The organism is Streptomyces sp. NPDC005483 (assembly GCF_040606035.1).
Lineage (GTDB): Bacteria > Actinomycetota > Actinomycetes > Streptomycetales > Streptomycetaceae > Streptomyces.
Window position 1 is genome coordinate 62,573 of record NZ_JBEXEA010000035.1, and the last position, 19,561, is coordinate 82,133.

10 protein-coding genes and 4 pseudogenes are annotated in these 19,561 nt (G+C 70.4%); 2 read left to right on the forward strand and 12 right to left on the reverse strand.

Translation table 11 applies throughout. The features are described 5' to 3' along the window. Positions 1–69: 69 nt before the first annotated feature. From ABZT06_RS41165 to ABZT06_RS41210, 10 genes and pseudogenes are all read right to left on the reverse strand, one after another. Positions 70–4,974 (reverse strand): DNA-binding protein, encoded by a 4,905-nt coding sequence (locus ABZT06_RS41165; protein WP_355752941.1) that lies wholly within the window; start codon positions 4,972–4,974, stop codon positions 70–72. Further along, positions 4,971–5,837 carry a DUF4132 domain-containing protein gene (locus tag ABZT06_RS41170; protein WP_355752943.1) on the reverse strand — a complete coding sequence of 289 codons (867 nt, stop codon included), beginning with the start codon at positions 5,835–5,837 and terminating at the stop codon, positions 4,971–4,973. Before ABZT06_RS41170 ends, ABZT06_RS41165 begins: the two co-directional genes overlap by 4 nt. Positions 5,838–6,203: 366 nt before the next feature. After that, complete coding sequence (locus ABZT06_RS41175; protein ID WP_355752945.1) at positions 6,204–7,502, reverse strand: ThuA domain-containing protein; 1,299 nt, start codon at positions 7,500–7,502, stop codon at positions 6,204–6,206. 98 nt (positions 7,503–7,600) lie between these two features. Further along, positions 7,601–8,974 carry a lectin gene (locus ABZT06_RS41180; RefSeq protein ID WP_355752947.1) on the reverse strand — a complete coding sequence of 458 codons (1,374 nt, stop codon included), beginning with the start codon at positions 8,972–8,974 and terminating at the stop codon, positions 7,601–7,603. A gap of 554 nt (positions 8,975–9,528) precedes the next feature. Then, entirely contained in the window at positions 9,529–10,317 is a 789-nt protein-coding gene (locus tag ABZT06_RS41185) for a sulfite exporter TauE/SafE family protein (protein WP_355752948.1), read from the reverse strand. A gap of 76 nt (positions 10,318–10,393) precedes the next feature. Then, positions 10,394–11,059, reverse strand: a pseudogene (locus ABZT06_RS41190) (XdhC family protein); the annotation flags it as partial. A gap of 152 nt (positions 11,060–11,211) precedes the next feature. Then, the gene (locus tag ABZT06_RS41195; RefSeq protein ID WP_355752950.1) at positions 11,212–12,231 is read right to left on the reverse strand and encodes a S66 peptidase family protein; all 1,020 of its coding nucleotides are present in this window, start codon (positions 12,229–12,231) and stop codon (positions 11,212–11,214) included. A gap of 31 nt (positions 12,232–12,262) precedes the next feature. After that, positions 12,263–12,626, reverse strand: a pseudogene (locus tag ABZT06_RS41200) (transposase); the annotation flags it as partial. A 5-nt stretch (positions 12,627–12,631) separates the two neighbouring features. Further along, on the reverse strand, positions 12,632–12,865 hold the full coding sequence (locus tag ABZT06_RS41205; RefSeq protein ID WP_355752962.1) for a hypothetical protein: 234 nt from the start codon (positions 12,863–12,865) through the stop codon (positions 12,632–12,634). 100 nt (positions 12,866–12,965) lie between these two features. Then, positions 12,966–13,085, reverse strand: a pseudogene (locus tag ABZT06_RS41210) (Tat pathway signal sequence domain protein); the annotation flags it as partial. Between the two features lie 274 nt (positions 13,086–13,359). On the opposite strand from ABZT06_RS41210, the gene ABZT06_RS41215 reads away from it, so the two are divergent. Together ABZT06_RS41215 and ABZT06_RS41220 are read left to right on the forward strand one after the other, a co-directional pair. Continuing rightward, complete coding sequence (locus ABZT06_RS41215) at positions 13,360–15,336, forward strand: rhamnogalacturonan lyase B N-terminal domain-containing protein (protein ID WP_355752952.1); 1,977 nt, start codon at positions 13,360–13,362, stop codon at positions 15,334–15,336. A 148-nt stretch (positions 15,337–15,484) separates the two neighbouring features. Further along, a complete protein-coding gene (locus ABZT06_RS41220) occupies positions 15,485–16,756 on the forward strand; it encodes a sulfite oxidase (RefSeq protein ID WP_355752954.1) in 1,272 nt (423 codons plus the stop codon). 650 nt (positions 16,757–17,406) lie between these two features. Here ABZT06_RS41220 and ABZT06_RS41225 read toward each other — a convergent pair. Next, entirely contained in the window at positions 17,407–19,422 is a 2,016-nt protein-coding gene (locus ABZT06_RS41225; RefSeq protein ID WP_355752956.1) for a beta-galactosidase, read from the reverse strand. 45 nt (positions 19,423–19,467) lie between these two features. After that, positions 19,468–19,561: pseudogene (locus ABZT06_RS41230) on the reverse strand (carbohydrate ABC transporter permease); the annotation flags it as partial.

A 19,561-nucleotide genomic window follows, 5' to 3' on the forward strand; every position in this document is an offset into this window, starting at 1 on the left:
CGATGTGTGGGGGAGTTCCAGGTGGGGGAGGGGCGCCGCAGGTGAGCGGCACCCCTGGCCGGTGATACGTCAGCGGCGGCGGCCCCGCCGGACCTTCAGCTCCTCGAAGCGGGGAGCGTCCCCGTCCTGGACCCGCTGCCACGCCCTGCGGAACAGGTCCGCGGCCGGTTCGAACGGCACGATCACGCCGAAGGGGGCGTGTTCGTCGCTCATCTCGCCGAACAGCGGCAGCTTCCAGCGCTCCAGTGGCACCCGCGGCGCCGACTGCTCCACCCAGCCGCCGGGCAGGAACAGCGACCGGCCCGCCCGGGTGCGACTGGCCTTCACCACGAGGTCGGTGGCGGCCAGTTCGGCGCGCGCCGCCTTCAGCCGTGCCGGCTTCCAGCCCGTCCACCGGGCCGTCATGCGGTCGGTCGGGTCGGGCATGGCCAGCAGCATCAGATACAGCGTGGCGGCGTCCTCGCCCAGTCCGTACTCCTTGGCCACCTGGGTGACCAGATCGGGGACCGAGCGACTGGGGTCCTGCGGCCACCAGGTGGCGTCCTTGCCCCTCTCTCCCGCGATCGGCTCACCGGGGTCGGCGAGCAGGCCAGCGAGCTTCTGGTCGCGGACCAGACGCAGCGCCACCTCGGCGTCGTAGGGCCGCTGGTTGTCGACGCGCACCGCGGGCAGGTAAGGGTCCTGGCCTGCCTCGTCGAGGAGGTCGACGCGGATGGCCGGGGCGGGCTGGTCGTCGTGGGTGGCCAGGACGACAGCGCCGTACCGCTCGAAGCCCGGGCCGATCTCGGTGGGGGTGCCGGCGGTCTTCCGGAAGTCCGGGAGGCTGATGTAGCGCCCCAGGTCGAGCATCAGTCCGGGGTGGGCGAGCCGTTCGCGTACGGCGGTGAGGGCCGGGGGCAGCGCGGCGCGGACCGGGTCGCCGGCGGGCAGCCGGTGGGCGAGCCAGGCCATCAGACCGACCGCGCCGACCAGCGTCTCCGTGGTGAACCCGTCCGTGTCGTCCCCGACGGGCTTTGCCCGGTCGCCACTGACCGCCCAGGTGAGGTCCCGGCTGAGCCGGTGCGAGGCGGCCGGGTCCAACAGGGCGGGCAGGGCCTGCCGGATCGGCCAGGAGGGGTGCCGGAAGGCGCGGATCGCGTCACCGAGGAGTTCCTCCGGGACGGCCACCCGCTTGCCCACCTTGGCGTTCCACACCGCTGCGGCGGCCGCCACGTCCGGGCCCTCGGTCCACAGCCGGGCGGGGTCGGCGGGCAGCAGGGCGCCCACAACCGCGGCCCGCACCGCGCCGTCGAGGTTGTGCAGTTCGTCCTTGGCGACCGCCGCCGGGGCCACCTTCACCCCGATGAGGGTGCGTGTCTCGGGTTTGAGGAAGCTGCGTTCGTACACGTCGATGCCCGGCAGACCGGCCACGACGAGCCGGGCCACCGTCTCGGTCACGCCGGTCAGGCGGGCGAACTCCTCGGCGGCCTCCGGGAACCAGGGGGCGGGTCCGCGCTCGGCCAGTTCCGTGAGGAAGGTCCGGATCCGGCCCGGGGCCGGGTTCTCGCCCAGCGGTCGCGACTGAAGCGTCTTGTAGGGCAGGGGTGTCTCGAAGCGTCCGGCCGGGTCATGGAAGTAGCCGGTGAAGCAGGCGCCGTCGTCGTCGAGCGAGTTGTGGCCTGTGACGGCGATGAAGGCGCCGTCGGCCAGCGGGAGCACCCCGGTCCACGCACCGTCGCGCCGGCCGCCTGCCGTGGTGCGCAGCTGCACCGCCTCCAGGTGCAGGTGCACCCTGCGCCAGGCGGTGGAGTCGCCCGGTGTCAGACCGAGGCGGTCGAACTCGGCGAGGAGGGTGCACAGGACCTCGCGGTGCTCCTGGGCGGTGGTACCGGAGGCGGCCCGGTAGGCCAGTGCGGTCGCCCTCTCCAGCAGCATCTCCAGGCCGGGCTGTCCCGAGGGCAGTGGATGACCGTCGAGGTGGAGGCGGACGTCGGGAAGGCCGGCGAGGGCGGTGCCGGCGAGTCCACCGGCCCGGGCCAGGACGCGCAGGGCACGGAAGACGGTGTCGGCGCCTTCGTCCCGGTTCCACCAGTAGCCGCGGATCGCGCCGAACCCGTTGATCGCCGCCATGATCCTGCTGTCCGCCGGTCCCGCCGGCCCCTCGTCCTCCAGGCCGCCTTCCAGGGCGTGGGTCAGCCGGGTGGCCGCCGCGTCCAGCACGGCCTGCTGGGCCGCGGCGTAACGGGCGACTCCGGCGATGCCCTTCACGAGCGCGTCGTGGCTGACCGGGAGGAGGGTGCGGATGGCGTCGGTCAGCGCTTGCCCGTCCTGGTCGGCCGCGGCGGCCAGCAGGGCCGCGGCCGTGTCCCGGTCGATGGTCCGCAGCGCGTTCGATCCCTGCGGGTCACGGGCCGTCAGGCACTCCCAGAACTGCACGGGAGGCAGCAGCAGAGTGCCCTCGCCGAACTCGCCCGGCGTGCGGTCGGTCTTGGCCCAGGCGGTGTGGACGCCGTCGGCGTCGACCAGGCGGAGCTGCCAGTTGTCGCGGACGACGGCGGTGGCCCGGTCCGCGCCCGGGAAGACGACGAGCACGTCGGGCACACCGGCGCCGGCGGGCAGGGTGACGCGGTGTCCGGCGAGGTCCTCGGCGCGATGCGAACCGTCGGGCAGCTCGATCACCCGCAGGCCGACCAGACCCTCCACGGGAGCGCAGGCCGGAGTGGTGCCGGTGGTGGGGGAGGGGCGCAGTCTGCCGCCCACGTAACTGCTGCCCGAGGGGGCGTCGCGCAGGGCGTCGGCGAGGAAGGCGGGCTTGCTCATCCGCCCGCGCTCGTTCGTGGCCGGGTCGTACTCGTACCAACCGTGCGCCGCACGGTCCTCGGAGTCCGCGTGCCACACCCAGTAGGACGATCCGTCGAAGAGCACCGGCCGTTCGGCGGGCAGGGTGGTGTCCCCGGCGTGCACCACTCCGCGGCCGGTGGTCCGGCCACCGTCCGGCAGAGGCAGCGTGATCGGGAAGTCGCCGCGGTACCAGTCCATCTCGGTGCCCCGCGTGGCGTGCGCGCCCTTGAGGGACTCGACGCGGTCGGCGCGCGAGTGCCAGTAGCCGCGCAGACCGTCTCTGCGGGAGTTCCAGTACACGAGAAGTTCGCCGTCCACGTGATGGAAGCCCGGGTCGCCCGAGACGTCGTTCGCCGGCAGGCGCAGGTCATGGGTGAGCAGGGTGCCGTCGGCGCCGATGACACGGGCCTGGGCCGTACCGGCCACGACGAGGTGAGGCCAGGCGTCGGCGACCACGATGTCCTCCACCCGGTCCTTGGGGACGAGTTCGGCCGTCGCCTCCTCCCAGGCCGGCCAGCCCAGTTCGTCGAAGAGTCCGGCTTGCAGGGTGCGGGCCAGTACCGGCGCGAGGTCGGTGCCGACGGCGGCGCGGACGTCGTCCTCGGCCAGCGTCAGTGCCTCGGCGGGCAGCCACGCGAGCCGGTGCAGCGCGCCGGGCAGTCCGGGCAGGCCTTCGGCGCTGAAACGTCGCACCACGCTGCTGACCCACTCCGTCAGCCAAGAGCGGGCACCGGGCGAGGCCGCCAGCAGCCGGATGGAGCGCAGCGCCTGGTCGCCCTGGTGGAAACGGTCGGCGCCGCGCAGGAAGGCGTCGCGGAACCGTGGGTCGGCGCCCAGGAGCGTCAGCTCCCGCTGTCCTTCCCCGATGGCCCATGCTGTCAACGGCAGCTCCTGGTCCTTGCCGGGTGCAGCGACCGGCACGTCCAGGGACAGCAGCAGGTCGATCAGGTCGATGTCGTGCGTGACCTTCAACCCGCGCCCGGACGCGGCGAGTTCGGTGCGCAGCCGGTCCGCGGCCCGCTCCACGAGCGGGTACAGCTCCGGCATCCGGGTGGAGCCGCGCCAGGACCGGGCCCGCTCCCGGAACGCCAGGAAGCGCTCCAGCCAGCCCGTGGTGCCGTCGCTCGGCCGCTGTTGCGCGGGCAGCGCGTCGTCCCACAGCCCCGTGGTGGCGCCGGATGTCTCCAGGACCTCGAGCCACATCGCGGGCATGTCCTGGTCGGGGCTGGCAGGGAGCATGTCCAGCAGGGTGCCGCGCACCCGCGGTTCCCGCTCGGCCAGCGCCACCAGTGCGCCCCGGTGGCCCTTCCACCAGCCGCCCGTGGCACGCAGCGTGGCCGGCAGGCCGAGCAGCTGGGCCAGGTAGTCCTGCTCGGCCCGGTCTGCGTCCTGGCCGGCGCCGCGGGCCAGCTTGCGCAGGTCGCCCGCCATCTGGGCGGACGGCGGCAGCCCGCCCGCGGTGCGGCGCAGGCACAGGCGGGTGAAGCGCTCGAGTGCCTCCTCGGCGGAGACCCGGGCGGCCAGTTCCTTGCCGTAGGCGGAGAGAACCTTCACTGGCAGCGCACCGGCCAGCGCGAACTCCAGGAACACCGCGTCCAGGCGTTCCTCCTCCACCGTCAGTCCGTGCTCCGCCTCCGCTTTGCGGGCGCGGGTGAACAACTGGGCGGCGTAGGTGGCGTTCTCCTCGGCGAGGAACACCCGGCCCGCCTGCTCGTAGAAGGTCGGCAGGAAGTGTGGCACCGACGCGGCCAGCCGCCCACCGAGTTCGAGGTAGGCGTCCAGTGCGGCCTTCGGGCGGGACTTGGCCTGCCGGGCCGCCCGCTCCAGGTCCGGGACGACGCCCAGGGCGTGGTGGCCGTCCTCGGGGTGGTGCACGAGCACCCACTCGGGAAAGCCCAGCGACTGGCGCAGTCCGAGGCCTACGACGGCCGGCTCCGCGGCCGGTTCCAGGCCGAGGAAGCCGGCGGCCAGATCCTCGGCTGCGCCCAGCTCACCGGCGACCAGCCGGACCACGATACGGTCGTCGAGGCCCGGGTGGCGGTAGGCGCGTGCGGTCAGCGGCACCGCCCGCTCGCCGGCTTCCCCGGTGTCCGGCGGCAGGACCGCGCCCGCTGTCAGCAGTTCCTCGTACGACACCTGCGTCCCCCCGCTCACGCGTTCTTGCCTTCCTCGATCGTGCGCCCGGCGTACAGCGCCGCAGCCATCCGCATCCCCTCCGACCAGGCCACCGGGCCCACCTTCCGCAGCGGGAGGGCGCGGCCGTCGTGGTCCTGCCAGGTGAGGCCGCCGGTCTCCACCGTGTCCTGCCAGTACGGCTCGCCGATCCACACGCACGCTTCCACGGTGCGGTCGCCGTCGCGGACGCGGGCCGTGGAGTAGCCCCCCGAGACGCGGTAGCCGAGCGCACTCGCCCGTGCGGCCAGGGCGAAGCGGGAACGGAAGGAACCTCCGCTGAACTCCCGTATCTCGGTGGCCTTCGGGTCGAGGTCCTCAGGCCGCTGCCAGGTCGCGCGGTGGATCTGCTCCACGCGCTGCACGATGCCCAGCTCCGCCGCGAACTCGCGGATGTCGTCGAGGTCCGGGAGCAGCACGGGGTGCGGCAGCGTGACCGTGCGCGGGGACAGCCGTACGGTCTCGCCGTCCAGGTTCACCACGCGCAGTTCGCCGTTCTCGGTGGCACCGCGCAGGAAGCCGACCTCGTCGGGGTCGTCGCCCACCACGGCGAGGTCGCGCAGTGCCGACTGCCAGGCTTCGTCCGGCCACACCCGGGCCAGCAGGCCGGTGGGGACGGGGAGTGACGACACCATCCAGGAGTCGACCTGGGCGACGCACGCCGTGGCGTGTCGATCCAGCCATTCGGCGAACCGCCGCAGCCGGTCCACCTCCGGATGGTCGCGCAGCGCGCGCGGCAACGATTTCAGCTGCCGCCCCGCCGCCCGGCCCGAGGTGGCACGCGCCGCCACCCGTCCGTCCACCAGGGCGACTTCATACCCGTCACCCGCCGAGAGCCAACCCACGAGTCCCCGCCTTCCCCATCAAGTCAGCAAGAAGAACGCACAGTTCAGCCGGGTACAGCCCGGCGTCAGTGCGACGATGTGAGGAACGTTAGCGGCGATCACTGACAATCGGTGGCGGGAGCGGGTCACGCAGCTCCCACAGCCCGGTGTGGCGGGCGCGCGGGGCGGGCGTTTCCACGGTTTCGCGCGGCGTGAGAAGACGTGTGCGGTGGAGTTCCGAGGGTGTGGTTTCGGCCAGGTGGAGGGCTGTTGGGGGAGCGTCGCGGGGGTGCTGCCCTGGGGAGGCTCGGAGGGGTTCACCGGCCAGTCTTGGGGCCCTGCGAGCACGGCTGGGTGCAGGGCGCCCTGGGGTCGCCGTACGGCGGTTCAGGACTGGGCGGTGAGCTGGAAGGCCTGCGCTGCCGAACCGTCGCAGGTCCGCTGGGCGAGCTGGACGCTGTCCGTCGCCGCTGCGGCGGCCGTCAGACACTTGCCGCTGTGCCGGGCGACGAAGTGGTAGCGCCCGCTTGTCTCACGCACCGGCTGCCATTGCTGATTCGTGCCGCCGGAGTAGGCCCACAGCTGCAACGGCGCATTGTCCGCCGTCGAGCGGTCGGTCACGTCGATCACCTGCGCGGGGTTGCCGCGGGCGGTGATCCGCAGGTAAGCGCTGTCGGTGCTCCGGAACTGGTACTGCTGCGCTGCCGTGCCGTTGCAGGCGTACTGCTGGATCGCCGTCCCGTTCCCGGTGGCTGCCGAACGGGCGTCCACACAGGTGCCGTTGCCGCCGTTCTGCACGGTGTACCAGGCGGTCTGGGAGATCTGGTCGCCGGTCGGTGGGATCGTGGTGCCGCCCCCGCCCAGCCATTTGAGCCCGTCCAGGAGGAACCGGTTCTGGGTCGCGCTCGCGAACGTGGACGAGAGCCGTGTGTTGGTCGTGTAGTTCATCGCGTTGTGACCGAAGTTCGCGTACAGCATCCGGTACTTCGTGTTGGTCCACAGGATCGGGTAATAGCCGCTGTACCAGGACTGGTTGGGGTCCGTGCCGACCGGGAAACTGCTCGGGTCGATCGATGCCAGGACCTTGATGTCCGGGTTCTGCCGCAGATCCTTGGACCAGCTGTACCACTCGCTGACCGACGAGGTGAACGTGGCCGGCAGGTTCACGGTGGCCGGGCTGGTGTGGTCCTCCACCTTCAGGGTGACCGGGGTCGGGCCCCAGGTGTTGGACGCGAAGTTGCCCGAGCCGAGGAACGTGTTGTGGTACCAGGACCAGCTTGCCGCGTCGGTCGTGAACGCCGAGACATGGAAGCCCATGAAACCGCCCCCACCCCTCATGTACGCCTCGAAACCCGCGCGTTGGGCGGACGTCTGCGGCAGATCATCCAGGAACAGAACGACTTGGTAGGCGTTGACCCCGCCGTTGGCGAGCAGGTCCCAGTTGGTGCTGGCCGTGTAGGTGAAGCCGTTGGCAGCCGCCTGCTGCGGGAACCAGACGTTCGCCTCCTTGTCGAAGTCGATGTGCGCCGCGTCGTAAGTGCCGCTGTAAAGGGCGAGGACCTTGAACGGGTTCGCGGCGGTGTCCGCCTGTGCGACTGGCGGCACGGCCGCGAGGCCCAGCAGCGTCGCCAGCAGGAGCAGGACCCGCAGCATGGCGCGGGGGGAGCCGGATCGGACGGTGCTCATCTTCTGGTCGATCCTTTCCGTGGGGTCTATGGGCAGTTGCTCAGGGGGCGACGGCTGCCGTACCGGGATGGTTTGGGGTGAGGTTCTGAGCGCGCACGTCAGCCGGTGTACCGGGCGAAGATGCTGGTGAACTGCCAGTTGCTCTGGCTCACGCCCGAGCAGGTGTCGTCGTTCGGGTAGGCGCCCGGGCAGGGCCGGTCACGGTTCGCGGACCAGAACGTCAACCGCGCCAGGTGATGGGCCTGCGCGTAGCTGAGGATGGTCTGGAAGTCGGCGGTGGTGACGGTCTCGTTGTCGTCGGTGATGCCGTTCATCGACGAGATGCCCATGTGGCGGTGGGCCGCGTCGTCGCTGTAGCCGTAAGCGTTCTGCAGTGCGCCCTTCAGCCCCTCGGCCGCCCGCTGGGTGAGGGTGCCCATGTTCTGGCCCGCGCCGCCGAAGTCGAACGGCATGATTGTCCAGGCGTCCACGGTCAGCCCGGACGACGCCGCTCGGTTGATCAGACTCGTGTCGGGGCCGCTCTGCCCGGTGCCGATGGTGACGTACACCTTGATGCCCGGGTTGTTGGCCTTGACGGTCTTGAGCGCGTCCACGGTCCGTTGCTGCACGGTGGCACTGCTGTAGGCGTCGGCCTCGAGGTCGATGTCTATCGCCTTCAGCGAGTAGGCGCTGATGACCTTCTGATACGCCGCCGCCAGCTCGCCGGCGCTGGAGCAGGAGCTCTCCAGCTTGTTGCCGCTGTAGCCGCCGAAGGACGGGATGACATCGCCGCCGTTCGCGCGCACGGTGTTGATCGTCTGCTGGTCGACTCCGCCTGTCAGAGCCCGGGCGCCGTCCCACTGCGGGTTGCAGTAGCCGTTGCTCAGGACGAACGCCAGCGTGAACCATTTCACGCCTGTCGCGTTCATGACATTCGTAGCGCTGGGCGGATTGCCCCAGCCGTTGTAGAGGTAGGGTGCCACGGCCATCGGCGCGGAGCTCGGCGGAGTCGTGCCGCCATCGGCGGCGGGCGCGTTCCATTTCTGGTTGGCGGTTCCGGTGCAGGTCCAGATCTGGGTGCGGGTGCCGTTGGCGGAGGAATTGCCGGTGACGTCCAGGCACTTGTCGGCGGCCGGGTTGACGATGTCGCGCCCTGCGCTGACCGTCCACCTCTGGTTGGTACCGCCGGTGCAGGTCCAGAGCTGGAGCTGGGCGCCGTTGGCTGTCGAATTTCCCGTGACGTCAAGGCACTTGCCCAGGGCCCGGATGGTGCCGTCGGAACCGACCGTCCACTGCTGGGCCGCGGTGCCGTTGCAGTCGTAGACCTGTACGGCTGTGCCGTCGGCCGAACTCGCGCCGGCCACGTCGAGGCACTTGCCGGCCAGGCCGGTGATCGTGCCGGTGGCCGCAGAGGCGGAGGGGGTTGCGAGTGTCCCTACGGCGGTGAGGCCGAGCGAGAAGGCGAGAGTGCAGCGCAGGGCGAGGCGTTGCATGGTGGGGGCCTTTCGTCCAGGGGTGGGGGTGGACGCCGCCTGTGCGAGGGCGGTGAGAGGTGAACAGTGCGTTCACATATGTGTGCAGGGGATGTATGCGTGGAAGGTCTGCTGGCTGGTGAACTTAAAGGTCTACACCAAAGCCGTCAAGATGTGCGACAGCGCAAGTCTGTTGTGGCGTCGCTGAGTTGAAGAGTTGTAGGCGAAGCAGGAGACGTAACGAGACGTTGAATCCATTCCGGTGGGGAGCCACCCGGGCCACGGAGGGGAACTAAGCGACCGAGCAGCGCCATTGGCGCCGACGACCTGATCTTCCCCACGAAGCCGCAGCTGGCCGCTGCTTTCCCGACCTGCGGGAAGGAGGCGGCCTTCGGCTGATGGAGCGCTCGCCGAGTTCGTCCGGCCTCCCGGTCAGGACGAACTGACGCTACGAGCCCAAGTCATGCACAGGGTTCGATCTTGTCTGTCGTCCGCATGAACTGCTTCGTGTCTGTGGCCCGTTGGCCAATATCGGCTTCCCAGCCCCGACGTGGCGCTGCTCGGGCGGTGAAGTGTCAGGCCAGCGTCTGGGCTGCGTAGAGGGCTCCGAGGGCGGTGACGAGAGTGCCGAGCAGGAGTCGGAGTGCCGTCTCGGGCAGGTGGGGCTGGAGCCGGGCGCCGAGGTAGCCGCCGATGAGACCGCCGAGGCCACAGGCAAGGCCGAGCCACCAGTCCGGGGCGACGGGCCCGGTACTCACCAGCGCCAGTGCGGTGTACACGGCCGCGCCGGCGACGGAGGTGGTGAACGTCGCGGCGAGCGTGGCAGGTGCGATGAGGGCCAGGGGCAGGCCGCGGGCGGCGAGGATCGGCCCGAGCAGGGAACCGCCGCCGATCCCGTAGACGCCGCCCACCACCCCGACGCACAAGGCCAGAACGGACAGCGCGGTGGAGGAGGGCGCGGCGGCTTCGGCCGGTGCCCGTTTGTCGCCCGGACGCCGGGTCCGGATGCACAACCACAGCCCCAGCGGCCCGAGCAGGGCCGCGATCAGCAGACGGAAGACGTCCGGGCCCGGCAGGACGAACACGCGGACGGCGGCACCGGCGGCGACGCCGGGCAGCGTCCAGATGACCAGGCGGCGGGTCAAGGGGCTCCGCAGGGCGACGTTGCGGCGGTAGCGCCACAGGGCGCCGGGTCCGGCCACGACGTTGAACAGCAGGTTCGTCGGTGTGACCGCGGGGCTGGGAACGCCCAGGACGTTCAGCTGGACCGGCAGGAGGAAGACCGCCCCGGACACGCCGACCGGTGCGGTCACCGTCGAGATCAGCAATCCGGCGGCCAGCCCCGCCCAGATGGTCCACTCCACCGCTGTCCCCGCTCCTCGGTCGCCCGGCCAGTATCAAGGGCGCGGAGGCCGGTGGAGCGGGATGGCAACGAGATGTTCACGAATACGAGGAACAGCCCGTGACTTGGTGGTCGGTTCGGTCGTGGTGGATCAGTGTGTGCCTTGCTCAGGGGCAGGCCTGTTCCGCCATGGCGGGTGGCGACGATCTCGGCCGCGATGGACAGGGCGGTCTCTTCGGGTGTGCGGGCGCCGAGGTCGAGGCCTATGGGTGAGTGGGGGCGGGTCAGTTCGGCGTCGGTGAGGCCGATGTCGCGGAGTCTGCCGTCGCGGTCCTGGTGGGTGCGGCGGGAGCCCATCACACCGATGTATGCGGCCGGCAGCCGCAGGGCCGCTTCCAGGAGGGGTACGTCGAACTTGGCGTCGTGGGTGAGGACGCATACGACTGTGCGGTGGTCGTTCCCGGTTCGGTGCAGGTAGCGGTGTGGCCAGTCGACGACGATGCCGTCGGCCTCGGGGAAGCGTGTCCGGGTGGCGACGGATCGGGCGTGCACACGGTGACGTGGTAGCCGAGGAACTTGCCCATGCGTACCAGGGCGGCGGCAAAGTCGATGGCGACGAAGACGAGCATGCGCGGGGGCGGGACGCTCGACTCGACGAACAGGGTCAGGTCCGGCTCGCATCGGGAGCCGACCTGCGTGATGTCGAAGGTGCCGGTGCGACCGGCCACCAGCAGGCAGCGGGTTTCGTCGGCGACGGCGCGGTCCGGATCGGGACGGCACCGAATCCGCCTGCGCCAGCCACCGGGTATGCATGGCCCCCCTACAGGCCGGACAAGCGACCCAGGGCGGCGGTCACCAAGGCGTGCATTGGCCCCAGAGGGTGCTGCCGGGGCCACCGGCTCACTATCCGCAGCGCTCAGCTGACCGGTCCCGTCATCGCGTGCGACTCTACCGCCGGCTCGAGCAGCGACAACGTCCGCTGCTGCGCATCGAGGCCGACACGGATGCCGACCGGCATCGGTAGATTCGGTCCGGCATGCCCGAACTCGACGTTGCCCAGGACCGGGATATCACGGTCGCCGAGGACGTCGAGGACGATCTCGGGCAGAGTAGGGGACGCGCCGGGCTCGAGTCCACTGATCTCGCGCGGAACGCCCACGACCATGCCGGAGATCCGATCGAGGATGCCGCAGTGTCGCATCACCTGCAGATAGCTCCACACGTACGATGCCAAGCCCCCCATCTCCTCCCAGAACAGCACTGCACCGTCGAACCATTCGAGCGGCAGCGCGAAACGCGTCGCCTGCGCCAGCACGATGCGATTGATCACCCCGCCGATCAGCCGACCTTCGACACGGCCAGGACGCCAACACTCCCACGACGGGCTCGCAGGCAGCGCACCAATCGCCTCGGTACCGGTCAGCAACCGGGAGTAGAGCTTCTCGAGCTCCGCTTGGCGCGCCACGGGCGCAGACTGCCAGTGTCCGCCGAAGCCAGGGACGGCCATGTCGGCATGGAACCCGACCAGACCCGTGCGCGAATAGAGCACCAGATGCAGCAGCGAGATGTCGCTGTAGCCGACGATCGGCTTGGGGTCGGCCCTGATCGCCTCGACGTCGATCAGGTCAAGGTAGCCGAGTGCGGTCTGGCCGCCGTCACTCGCGACGATCGCGCGCACTTCAGGATCCCGCAGAAGACCGTTGAGCTCCCCGGCGATCTCCGCCGGCGTGGCCGCGCTCCACCAATGGCGGCGTCCTACTTCGAGTAGCGGAGCCCGGCGCACGCGGAATCCCATCCGCTCGAGCACGACCACCGCCTGCTCGATGTTGGGCCCGTAGGCGGCTGGCAGCGGACCGGACAGCGATGCGATGACAACGAGATCTCCCGGCCTCAGAGCACGCGGTCGAAGCAGTTGAGGCAGTGCAGAACTGGTCATGGCGTCAGTGTCGCCGGTGCCATTGGTAGGGTCACGCGACTTTCGCCGATCGGCCGCCCCAGCGCAGGCCCTTCTCGCTGCGGATGCAGGCTCGCTCGCGGCGCTGGGCCGCGAGCACATCTGGATGGTGGGCGTTGGTGTTGCGCCGGCGCAGGTAGGCGTGCAGGGCGCGAGTCTGGACGGTGTGGTTGCCGTAAGGGGAGTTGGCGACGGTGAACTGCCACAGTGGCCCGAAGCGGGCCTCGATCGGGTTGGCCCAAGAGGCGTAAGTCGGGGTGAAGCACAGCGCGACCCGGTTCCTCTTCGCCCAGCGCCGTGTCGCCCTTGTGGGCGGATACGTTGTCCAAGATGACGTAGATCGGGGCGCCATCAGGGCGGGCCGCGGCGGATCGAACAGCGGTCAGGAGCGGGAAGCCTGCGAGGCCGAGCCAGAACCAGGATTCCCCACCATGAAACTCAGCAGGCTGCCGCCGAAGAGCAGCAGGGAGCCGACGACCTCCAGCAGGTCGAGGCGCGCCTTGAAACACAGCGCGGAGTTGGCTTCCCGCAGTCGATGGATGACGGGGAAGAGGCCGAGGACCCGCCATAGGAACAGAACGAGAAAGATCCAGACGAACCAGCCGGATATGCCCACGGTGCGCACTCCATCGGCCGCCTGGAACCCTCCGGAGGAAGATCCAAAAAAAGCACCCTAGCCATCGGTGCGGACCTTGTGGGCGGGGTCGCCCGTGCGGGTCGGCGAGTGCGCCCGGGCGCCCGGTGCCGAAGAGGTCGCCGGGGGAGCGGCTGTCCCGGGCGTTCCGGAAGGCGTTGAGGTCGCTGACGCGGCTGCTGGGCCCGCCCACGGAGACAGGACGGCCGAGAGAAGTCGATCTCGCACCGGTCGGGCGTAGCGGTGAGGGTCGCGATGATGACGCCCACCGGATTCCGTCGATCGTGATCAACGGCTGCCGTGTGCCCGGCAGGAACAGTTCACACTCGGTCGGATGAGTCGGCGAATCCCGCCAGGTGAGACGGAGTGTGACGCCGTATGACATCCATGTGGCGATCCGCTGCCGCCCGTCGCGCACGCCCTCCCGTTCCCCGCACGCTGGTGATCATCACTCGTATCTCCCCAGGAGTCTCCCCATGCCGCACGTCAGTGGTCTGCCCCGCCGCGCCTTCATCGTCGGCACCGCAGGAGCCGCCCTCGCGCTCGCCGCTCCCGGCATGGCGCGAGCCGCGACAGGTTTCGGCTGGAGCGACGACGGCACCAACTACGTCGTGAACACCGGCGCGAACCTCGTCTTCAAGGTCAACCACACCAACGGCGACCTCGTCTCCTTCGTCTACAAGGGCACCGAGTACCAGGGCTACGACGGCAAGAACTCCCAGGTCGAGACCGGCCTCGGGGCCTCGACGGTGACGATCTCCCGGCCGTCGTCCGGGGTCGTGCTCATCACCGTCGCGCACGGCACGCTCATCCACTACTACGCGGCCCGCAGCGGCGAGGACAACATCTACCTCTTCACCTACAAGGCCGACGACTCCGTCACCGCCAGCCGCTACATCGCGCGCCTCAACCCTGGCCTCTTCCCGCTGACTTCGTCCGACACGTGGTCCAACTCCGACACGGTCATCGAGTCCGCCGACATCTTCCAGAAGACCGATGGCACCACCCGCGCCAAGCACTACGCGAACCTGCGCACCGTCGACTACGACTACTTCGGCTTCACCGCGCCCGCGCTCGGCATCTGGATCGTCCGCTCCAACAAGGAGAAGGACTCCGGCGGTCCGTTCATCCGCCAGTTGCTGCGCCACGGCAACGAGAGCGGGTACGGCCTGTATGAGCACTTCTACTACGCCGAGACGCAGACCGAGGCTCAGCGCTACGGCCTGCACGGACCGTACGTCCTCGCCTTCACCGGCGGCTCGGCGCCGACCACCGCCGTCGCAGGGCGGAACAACACCGCCTGGGTCGACGCCCTCGGCCTCACCGGCTGGACGGCCACGAGTGGCCGGGGTCGCGTCGTCGGCAACGGCGTGGCGGGCCGCGACGCCGCCTACCCGTACGTCGTCGGACTGTCCAACACCAGCGCCCAGTACTGGACCACGGTGGATGCCGCCACCGGGAAGTACGCCATCGCGGGCGTGCTGCCCGGCATCTACACACTCACCGTCTACAAGGGCGAACTCGCCGTCCACACCGAGAGCGTGACCGTGGCGGCGGGCACGGCGACCACCGTCCACACCCGTACGATCACGGCCGACCCTAGCTCCGACGCGGCCATCTGGCGCATCGGCGACTGGAACGGCACCCCCTCCGGATTCCGCAACGCCTCCCTCGTCACCCACGCCCACCCCTCCGACTCGCGCGCCGGTGCCTGGGCGACGGGCACGTACGTCATCGGCACGTCCACGGCCGCGGACTGGCCCGCATACCAGTTCAAGGAGATCAACAACGGCCTGCTGGTCTCCTTCCCTCTGACCGCCGCCCAGGCCGCGGCCGACCGCACCCTGCGGATCGGCATCACCTCCGCGAAGGCGGGCGGCCGGCCCCAGATCACCGTCAACGGCACCTGGACGTCCGCGCTCCCGTCCGCCGCGAACGAGCCGTCCACGCGCACGCTCACCGTCGGCAGCTACCGAGGGAACAATCACACGTACGAGTACGTCGTCCCGTCCTCCGCACTGGTCAGCGGGACCAACACGTTGCGGGTCGACGTGAACAGCGGGTCGGCCGGAGGCGGGGGGGTACCTCAGCCCCAGCCTGTCGTTCGACGCGATCGATCTGTTGGCCTGAGCGAGGTCTTCGTCACGGTGAGCGGCCAGGGCCGCCACGGGTGTCGGCGGACGCAGAACAGTCCGTGCGGACAGCACCGCGAGAGGCCGATGCAGACCCCCGCGGCGGGCCTGACACGTCCGAGCCAGGTTTGCCGCCGCGACGAGATCGACAAAATCCTCCCACGCGTTGCGGTCGCCCCAACCACCCTGCCCAGCAGGCCCGTTGACACGTGCCGTACCACGTGCTTGCATCTCGGCATGCCTCCGCTGGAGCCTCTCACCCGTCGCCGCGCCGTGGACCTCGTCCGCGTGGCCGCCGCGCTGTGTCGGTTCCCCGGCTGATCGGTTTCTCCCGGTCCTTTTCTGCGACGGCCGCCTCGCGCATGCGCCGTCGGAATCCGTAAGCCTGCCGAGGACGGCCGCTTGCCTGTCCGCGTGCGCTGCGTGCGGGCCGGTCCCTTCTCCCCGCCCACGTATGACGAGGATCGCCATGTCTGCTGCCGGCTCCGCCGCCCACCACGAGATCGCCTACGACCACCGCAGGCTGCGTCAATGGCTCGCCGGGGAGGCCAGAGCGGAGGGTGTCACACGGCGCCGGCTGCTCACCCTGCTCGCCGCGACCGCCGCCACCACGGTGCTCCCGAGTGCGAATTCGGCTCGCGCCGCCGGCTCGCCGATCGTCAAACCTCTCCCGCCCGAGTGGTTCATCCAGCGCGGCACCAACGCCGAGACCCGCTGGGAGGCACTGAGCGGAACCGGCCATCACACCCCCAACGCACGGTTCTTCGTCCGCAACCACACGGCGACACCCGTCCTGGACGCCGCCGACTGGCGGCTGAGACTGTGGGGCGACGGCCTGCGTGGCACGCCTGCCGAGGACAGGCCGGTGGAGTTCGGGTACGACGATCTGCGGGCCCTGCCCGCCGTGACCCGCACCGCGTTCGTCGAGTGCGCCGGAAACGGCCGCAGCTTTTACGCGACACAGCAGGGCGAGACGGTCACCGGCACCGCCTGGACGCTGGGCGCGGTCGGCGTGGCGCGCTGGCGTGGGGTGCGCCTGGCCGAAGTACTGCGCAGGGCCGGGCTGTCCCCGTACGCCGTGGACGTGCAGCCCCGTGGCCTGGATGCCGAGTACGTCAGCGGTGGTGAAAGCCTCGGCCGGGTGCGTCGGCCGCTGCCGCTGGCCAAGGCGCTGGACGACGTGCTGCTCGCGTACGAGATGAACGGCGAGCCGCTGCCGTACGACCACGGCTACCCGGTGCGGGTTCTGGTGCCCTCGTGGGTGGGAATCGCGTCGATCAAGTGGGTCGGCGACATCGAGGTGTCCGCGGAGCCGTTGTACTCGCCGTGGAACACCACCTTCTACCGGCTGTTCGGTTCGGCCTATCCGGAGGACGGCAGTGCGCCGCTGACCCGGCAGACGATCAAGAGCGCCTTCGAGCTGGCGAGCGGTGCGACGTTCTCCGTGGGGGAGAGCCAGGTGCTGCACGGCCGGTCCTGGTCGGGCGCGGGAGCCGTCGCGGGGGTCGACGTCAGCACCGACGGCGGGGCGAGCTGGCGTCGGGCCCGACTGGACGACCGTCCGCGTTCCGGCACCTGGACGCGTTGGTCCCTCCCCTGGACACCCCGCACGCCCGGTCCGACGCACCTGCTGGCCCGCGCCACGGACACGGCTGGCCGTACCCAGCCGGACACCGCGGTGTTCAACACGCAGGGCTATCTGTTCGACGCGGTGGTGCGGCACCCGGTGACCGTGGCCTGACGCCGGCGGTCCGTAGGGACGTCATCACAGGTTCCTCCGGCTGGTGGGCACGGGCCGGTATGCGCACCTCGTGGAGCCTCACGAAGGACGCGGTGATCGAGTACGACCTGGTGCCGGCCTCACTCAGCGCTTTCAACGCGTCGTGGGGCAGCCCCTGATCGAGCGGCACTGGAGCGCTGCCCGCAACACCGACGGGCAGCACCGGCCCGCGGACTGGACGGACGACGAGCAGCGGCAGGATCGAGAAGGCCGCTGCCACGCATAGGTTGTGCAGCCGCGTGACCTGGGATGTGGTGAAGGACGACAGCGCCATCCGTACCGTCCAGGCGCTCAGGTGCTGCCCGACAACGGGCGGCCACGGGACGAATAGTGCGTTCGGCACGACGATCAGCCGGTGCGTTCGCCGGCAGCCCAGCCGGTCAACCTACGCCGCGTCCTCCAACTTCTGGGAGATTTCCGGCAATTACCGTCGGATGGCGGAGCGGGTGAAGGCCGGGAACGGCGTCGGAATGATCAGCCCCCGATACGCCGAGATCCAGCCCGGCGACGACACGACGAACGGCCGGGATGCCCAGCAGCTCCGGCGCAGGGGAGGTGACCGGGTCACGCATCCGGTGTGGTGCCGCGGTCCGGTCGCCTCCCCAGAGGGGTCAACGGGGCTCGCGGACCACGGCGACTCCTCCCGGTGGGACGGCGACGGTTCCCGTGACCGGTGTGTCGGTGAGGAGTTCGACGCCTTCGGCGGGCACCTCGGCGCCCTTGCCGGTGTGGTCGATGAGGAACAGGTAGTCGGCCTGCGCGCCGCGGCGCCGGACGACTTCGATCCCGGCGGGTGCCTCATGTTCCGGTGTGACGTCGGCGTCCTGGCGTACGCGGTGGAGCAGGGCGGCGAGCGTGTCCTGGTCGGGGTGGGTGGCCAGATACCAGGCGGTGCCGTTGCCGTACCGGTGGCGGGTGACGGCGGGGAGGCCGGCAAGGGAGCCGTCGGCGTAGGTGGCGACGGCCTGTGCGCCGGTGAGCCGGACGCGTTCCGACCACAGGTCGGCCGTGGCGCCCGATGCCACGTCGCCGGTCAGGCCGGTTGTCTCGCCCGGCAGCAGGGGAAAGAGCTCGTCGGTGACCACCCCGAGGACATCGCGGAACGCGCCAGGATAACCACCCAGATACACATGGGCGTTCTCGTCGACCATGCCGCTGTGGAAGCCGACGGCCAGCGTGCCCCCGCGTTCGGCGAACCCTGTGAGGTTCGCCGCGGCTGCCTCGGTCACCAGGTACAGCGACGGCACCAGGACGAGTTTGTAGCGGTCGAGTCGAGGGTCGGCGGGGCGTACGAAGTCGACGGCGACCCCCGCCCGCCACAGCGGGGTGTACCAGTCCCGGACCATGTCCTGGTAGCGCAGTTCGCCGCTGGGCTGGGACGGGAGTTCCAGTGCCCAGCGGGCGTCCCAGTCCCACACGATCGCCACCTGCGCCGTGCTGGTGGAGTCCCGCACTTCGGCCAACGCCCGTAGGTCTGAACCCAGTTGGACGACGTCCCGCCAGATCTGGCTGTCGGTGCCGGCGTGTGGGAGCATCGCCGAGTGCCACTGCTCGGCGCCCGCTTTCGCCGCCCGCCACTGGAAGAACGCGATGCCGTCGGCACCATGGGCGACGTGCGCGAGCGCGTTGCGCCGCATCTCACCGGGTCGCTTGGCGCGGTTGACGGGCTGCCAGTTGACGGCACCGGTCGAGTGCTCCATGAGGAACCACGGGCCGCCCGCGAGCGAGCGCATCAGGTCGCCGTGGAGGGCGATGTCGACCTCGGCCTCGGGGTCGTCGGACAGCAGGTAGTGGTCGTTGGAGAGGATGTCCAACTCCGGTGCCCAGCGCCAGTAGTCGAGAGCGTCGATGGTGCGCAGGACCAGGAAGTTGGTGGTCGCGGGGATGTCCGGAGCAGCCCGGCGCAGTACCTCGCGTTCGGCGATGCACAAAGAGAGCAGCTCGTCGGAGCAGAAGCGGCGCCAGTCAAGCTGGTGGGTGGGGTTCGGGGGAGCAGATGTGGTGCGGGGCGGCAGGATCTGGTCCCACGAGTAGTACCACTGGCTCCAGAACGTGGTGCCCCAGGCGTGGTTGAGGGCGTCCAGGTCGTCGTCGTAACGGGCGCGCAGCCAGGTGCGGAAGGCGGCGGCGCTGGTGTCGCAGTAGCAGGCGTCGTTGTGGCAGCCGTACTCGTTGTGCACGTGCCACATGGCGACGGCCGGGTGGGCGGCGTAGCGATCGGCGAGCGCTCCGGCGATCCGCAGGGCCGCGCGCCGGTAGGCGGGACTGCTGGGGCAGAACGTCTGGCGGCTGCCGTACGACAGCCCCCGGCCGTCCCGGTCGACCGGCAGTGCCTCGGGATGGGCGCGGAAGAACCAGGCGGGCGGGGCGGCCGTCGGTGTCGCCAGGTCGGCGGCGATGCCGTTCTCCTGGAGCAGGTCGAGGATCTTGTCCATGCGGGCGAAGTCGTAGACGCCCTCGGCCGGTTCGAGCAGGGCCCAGGAGAAGATGCCGATGCTGACCATGGTCACCCCGGCCTCGCGCATCAGGCGCATGTCCTCGGCCCAGACCTCCTCGGGCCACTGCTCGGGGTTGTAGTCACCGCCGTAGGCGATTCCAGGAATGCGGAGACGGCGTGCGGTACTCACTGGTTGTGCTCCGGGAGGTGTAGGGGAGGGACAAGTGGGGGTGTGTCAGCCCTTGTTGGCGCCGAGGGTCAGTCCGCTGACGAACTGGCGCTGGAGCACGAAGTACACGATCAGGGTGGGGATCGCGGTGAGCAGGGCG

What these genes read in the sequence shown, in the direction of transcription:
- ABZT06_RS41175 (WP_355752945.1), bottom strand. Translation starts at nt 7,502, where the DNA reads ATGAGCACCGTCCGATCCGGCTCCCCCCGCGCCATGCTGCGGGTCCTG.
- ABZT06_RS41180 (WP_355752947.1), bottom strand. Translation starts at nt 8,974, where the DNA reads ATGCAACGCCTCGCCCTGCGCTGCACTCTCGCCTTCTCGCTCGGCCTC.
- ABZT06_RS41195 (WP_355752950.1), bottom strand. Translation starts at nt 12,231, where the DNA reads ATGACCAGTTCTGCACTGCCTCAACTGCTTCGACCGCGTGCTCTGAGG.
- ABZT06_RS41215 (WP_355752952.1), top strand. Translation starts at nt 13,360, where the DNA reads ATGCCGCACGTCAGTGGTCTGCCCCGCCGCGCCTTCATCGTCGGCACC.
- ABZT06_RS41220 (WP_355752954.1), top strand. Translation starts at nt 15,485, where the DNA reads ATGTCTGCTGCCGGCTCCGCCGCCCACCACGAGATCGCCTACGACCAC.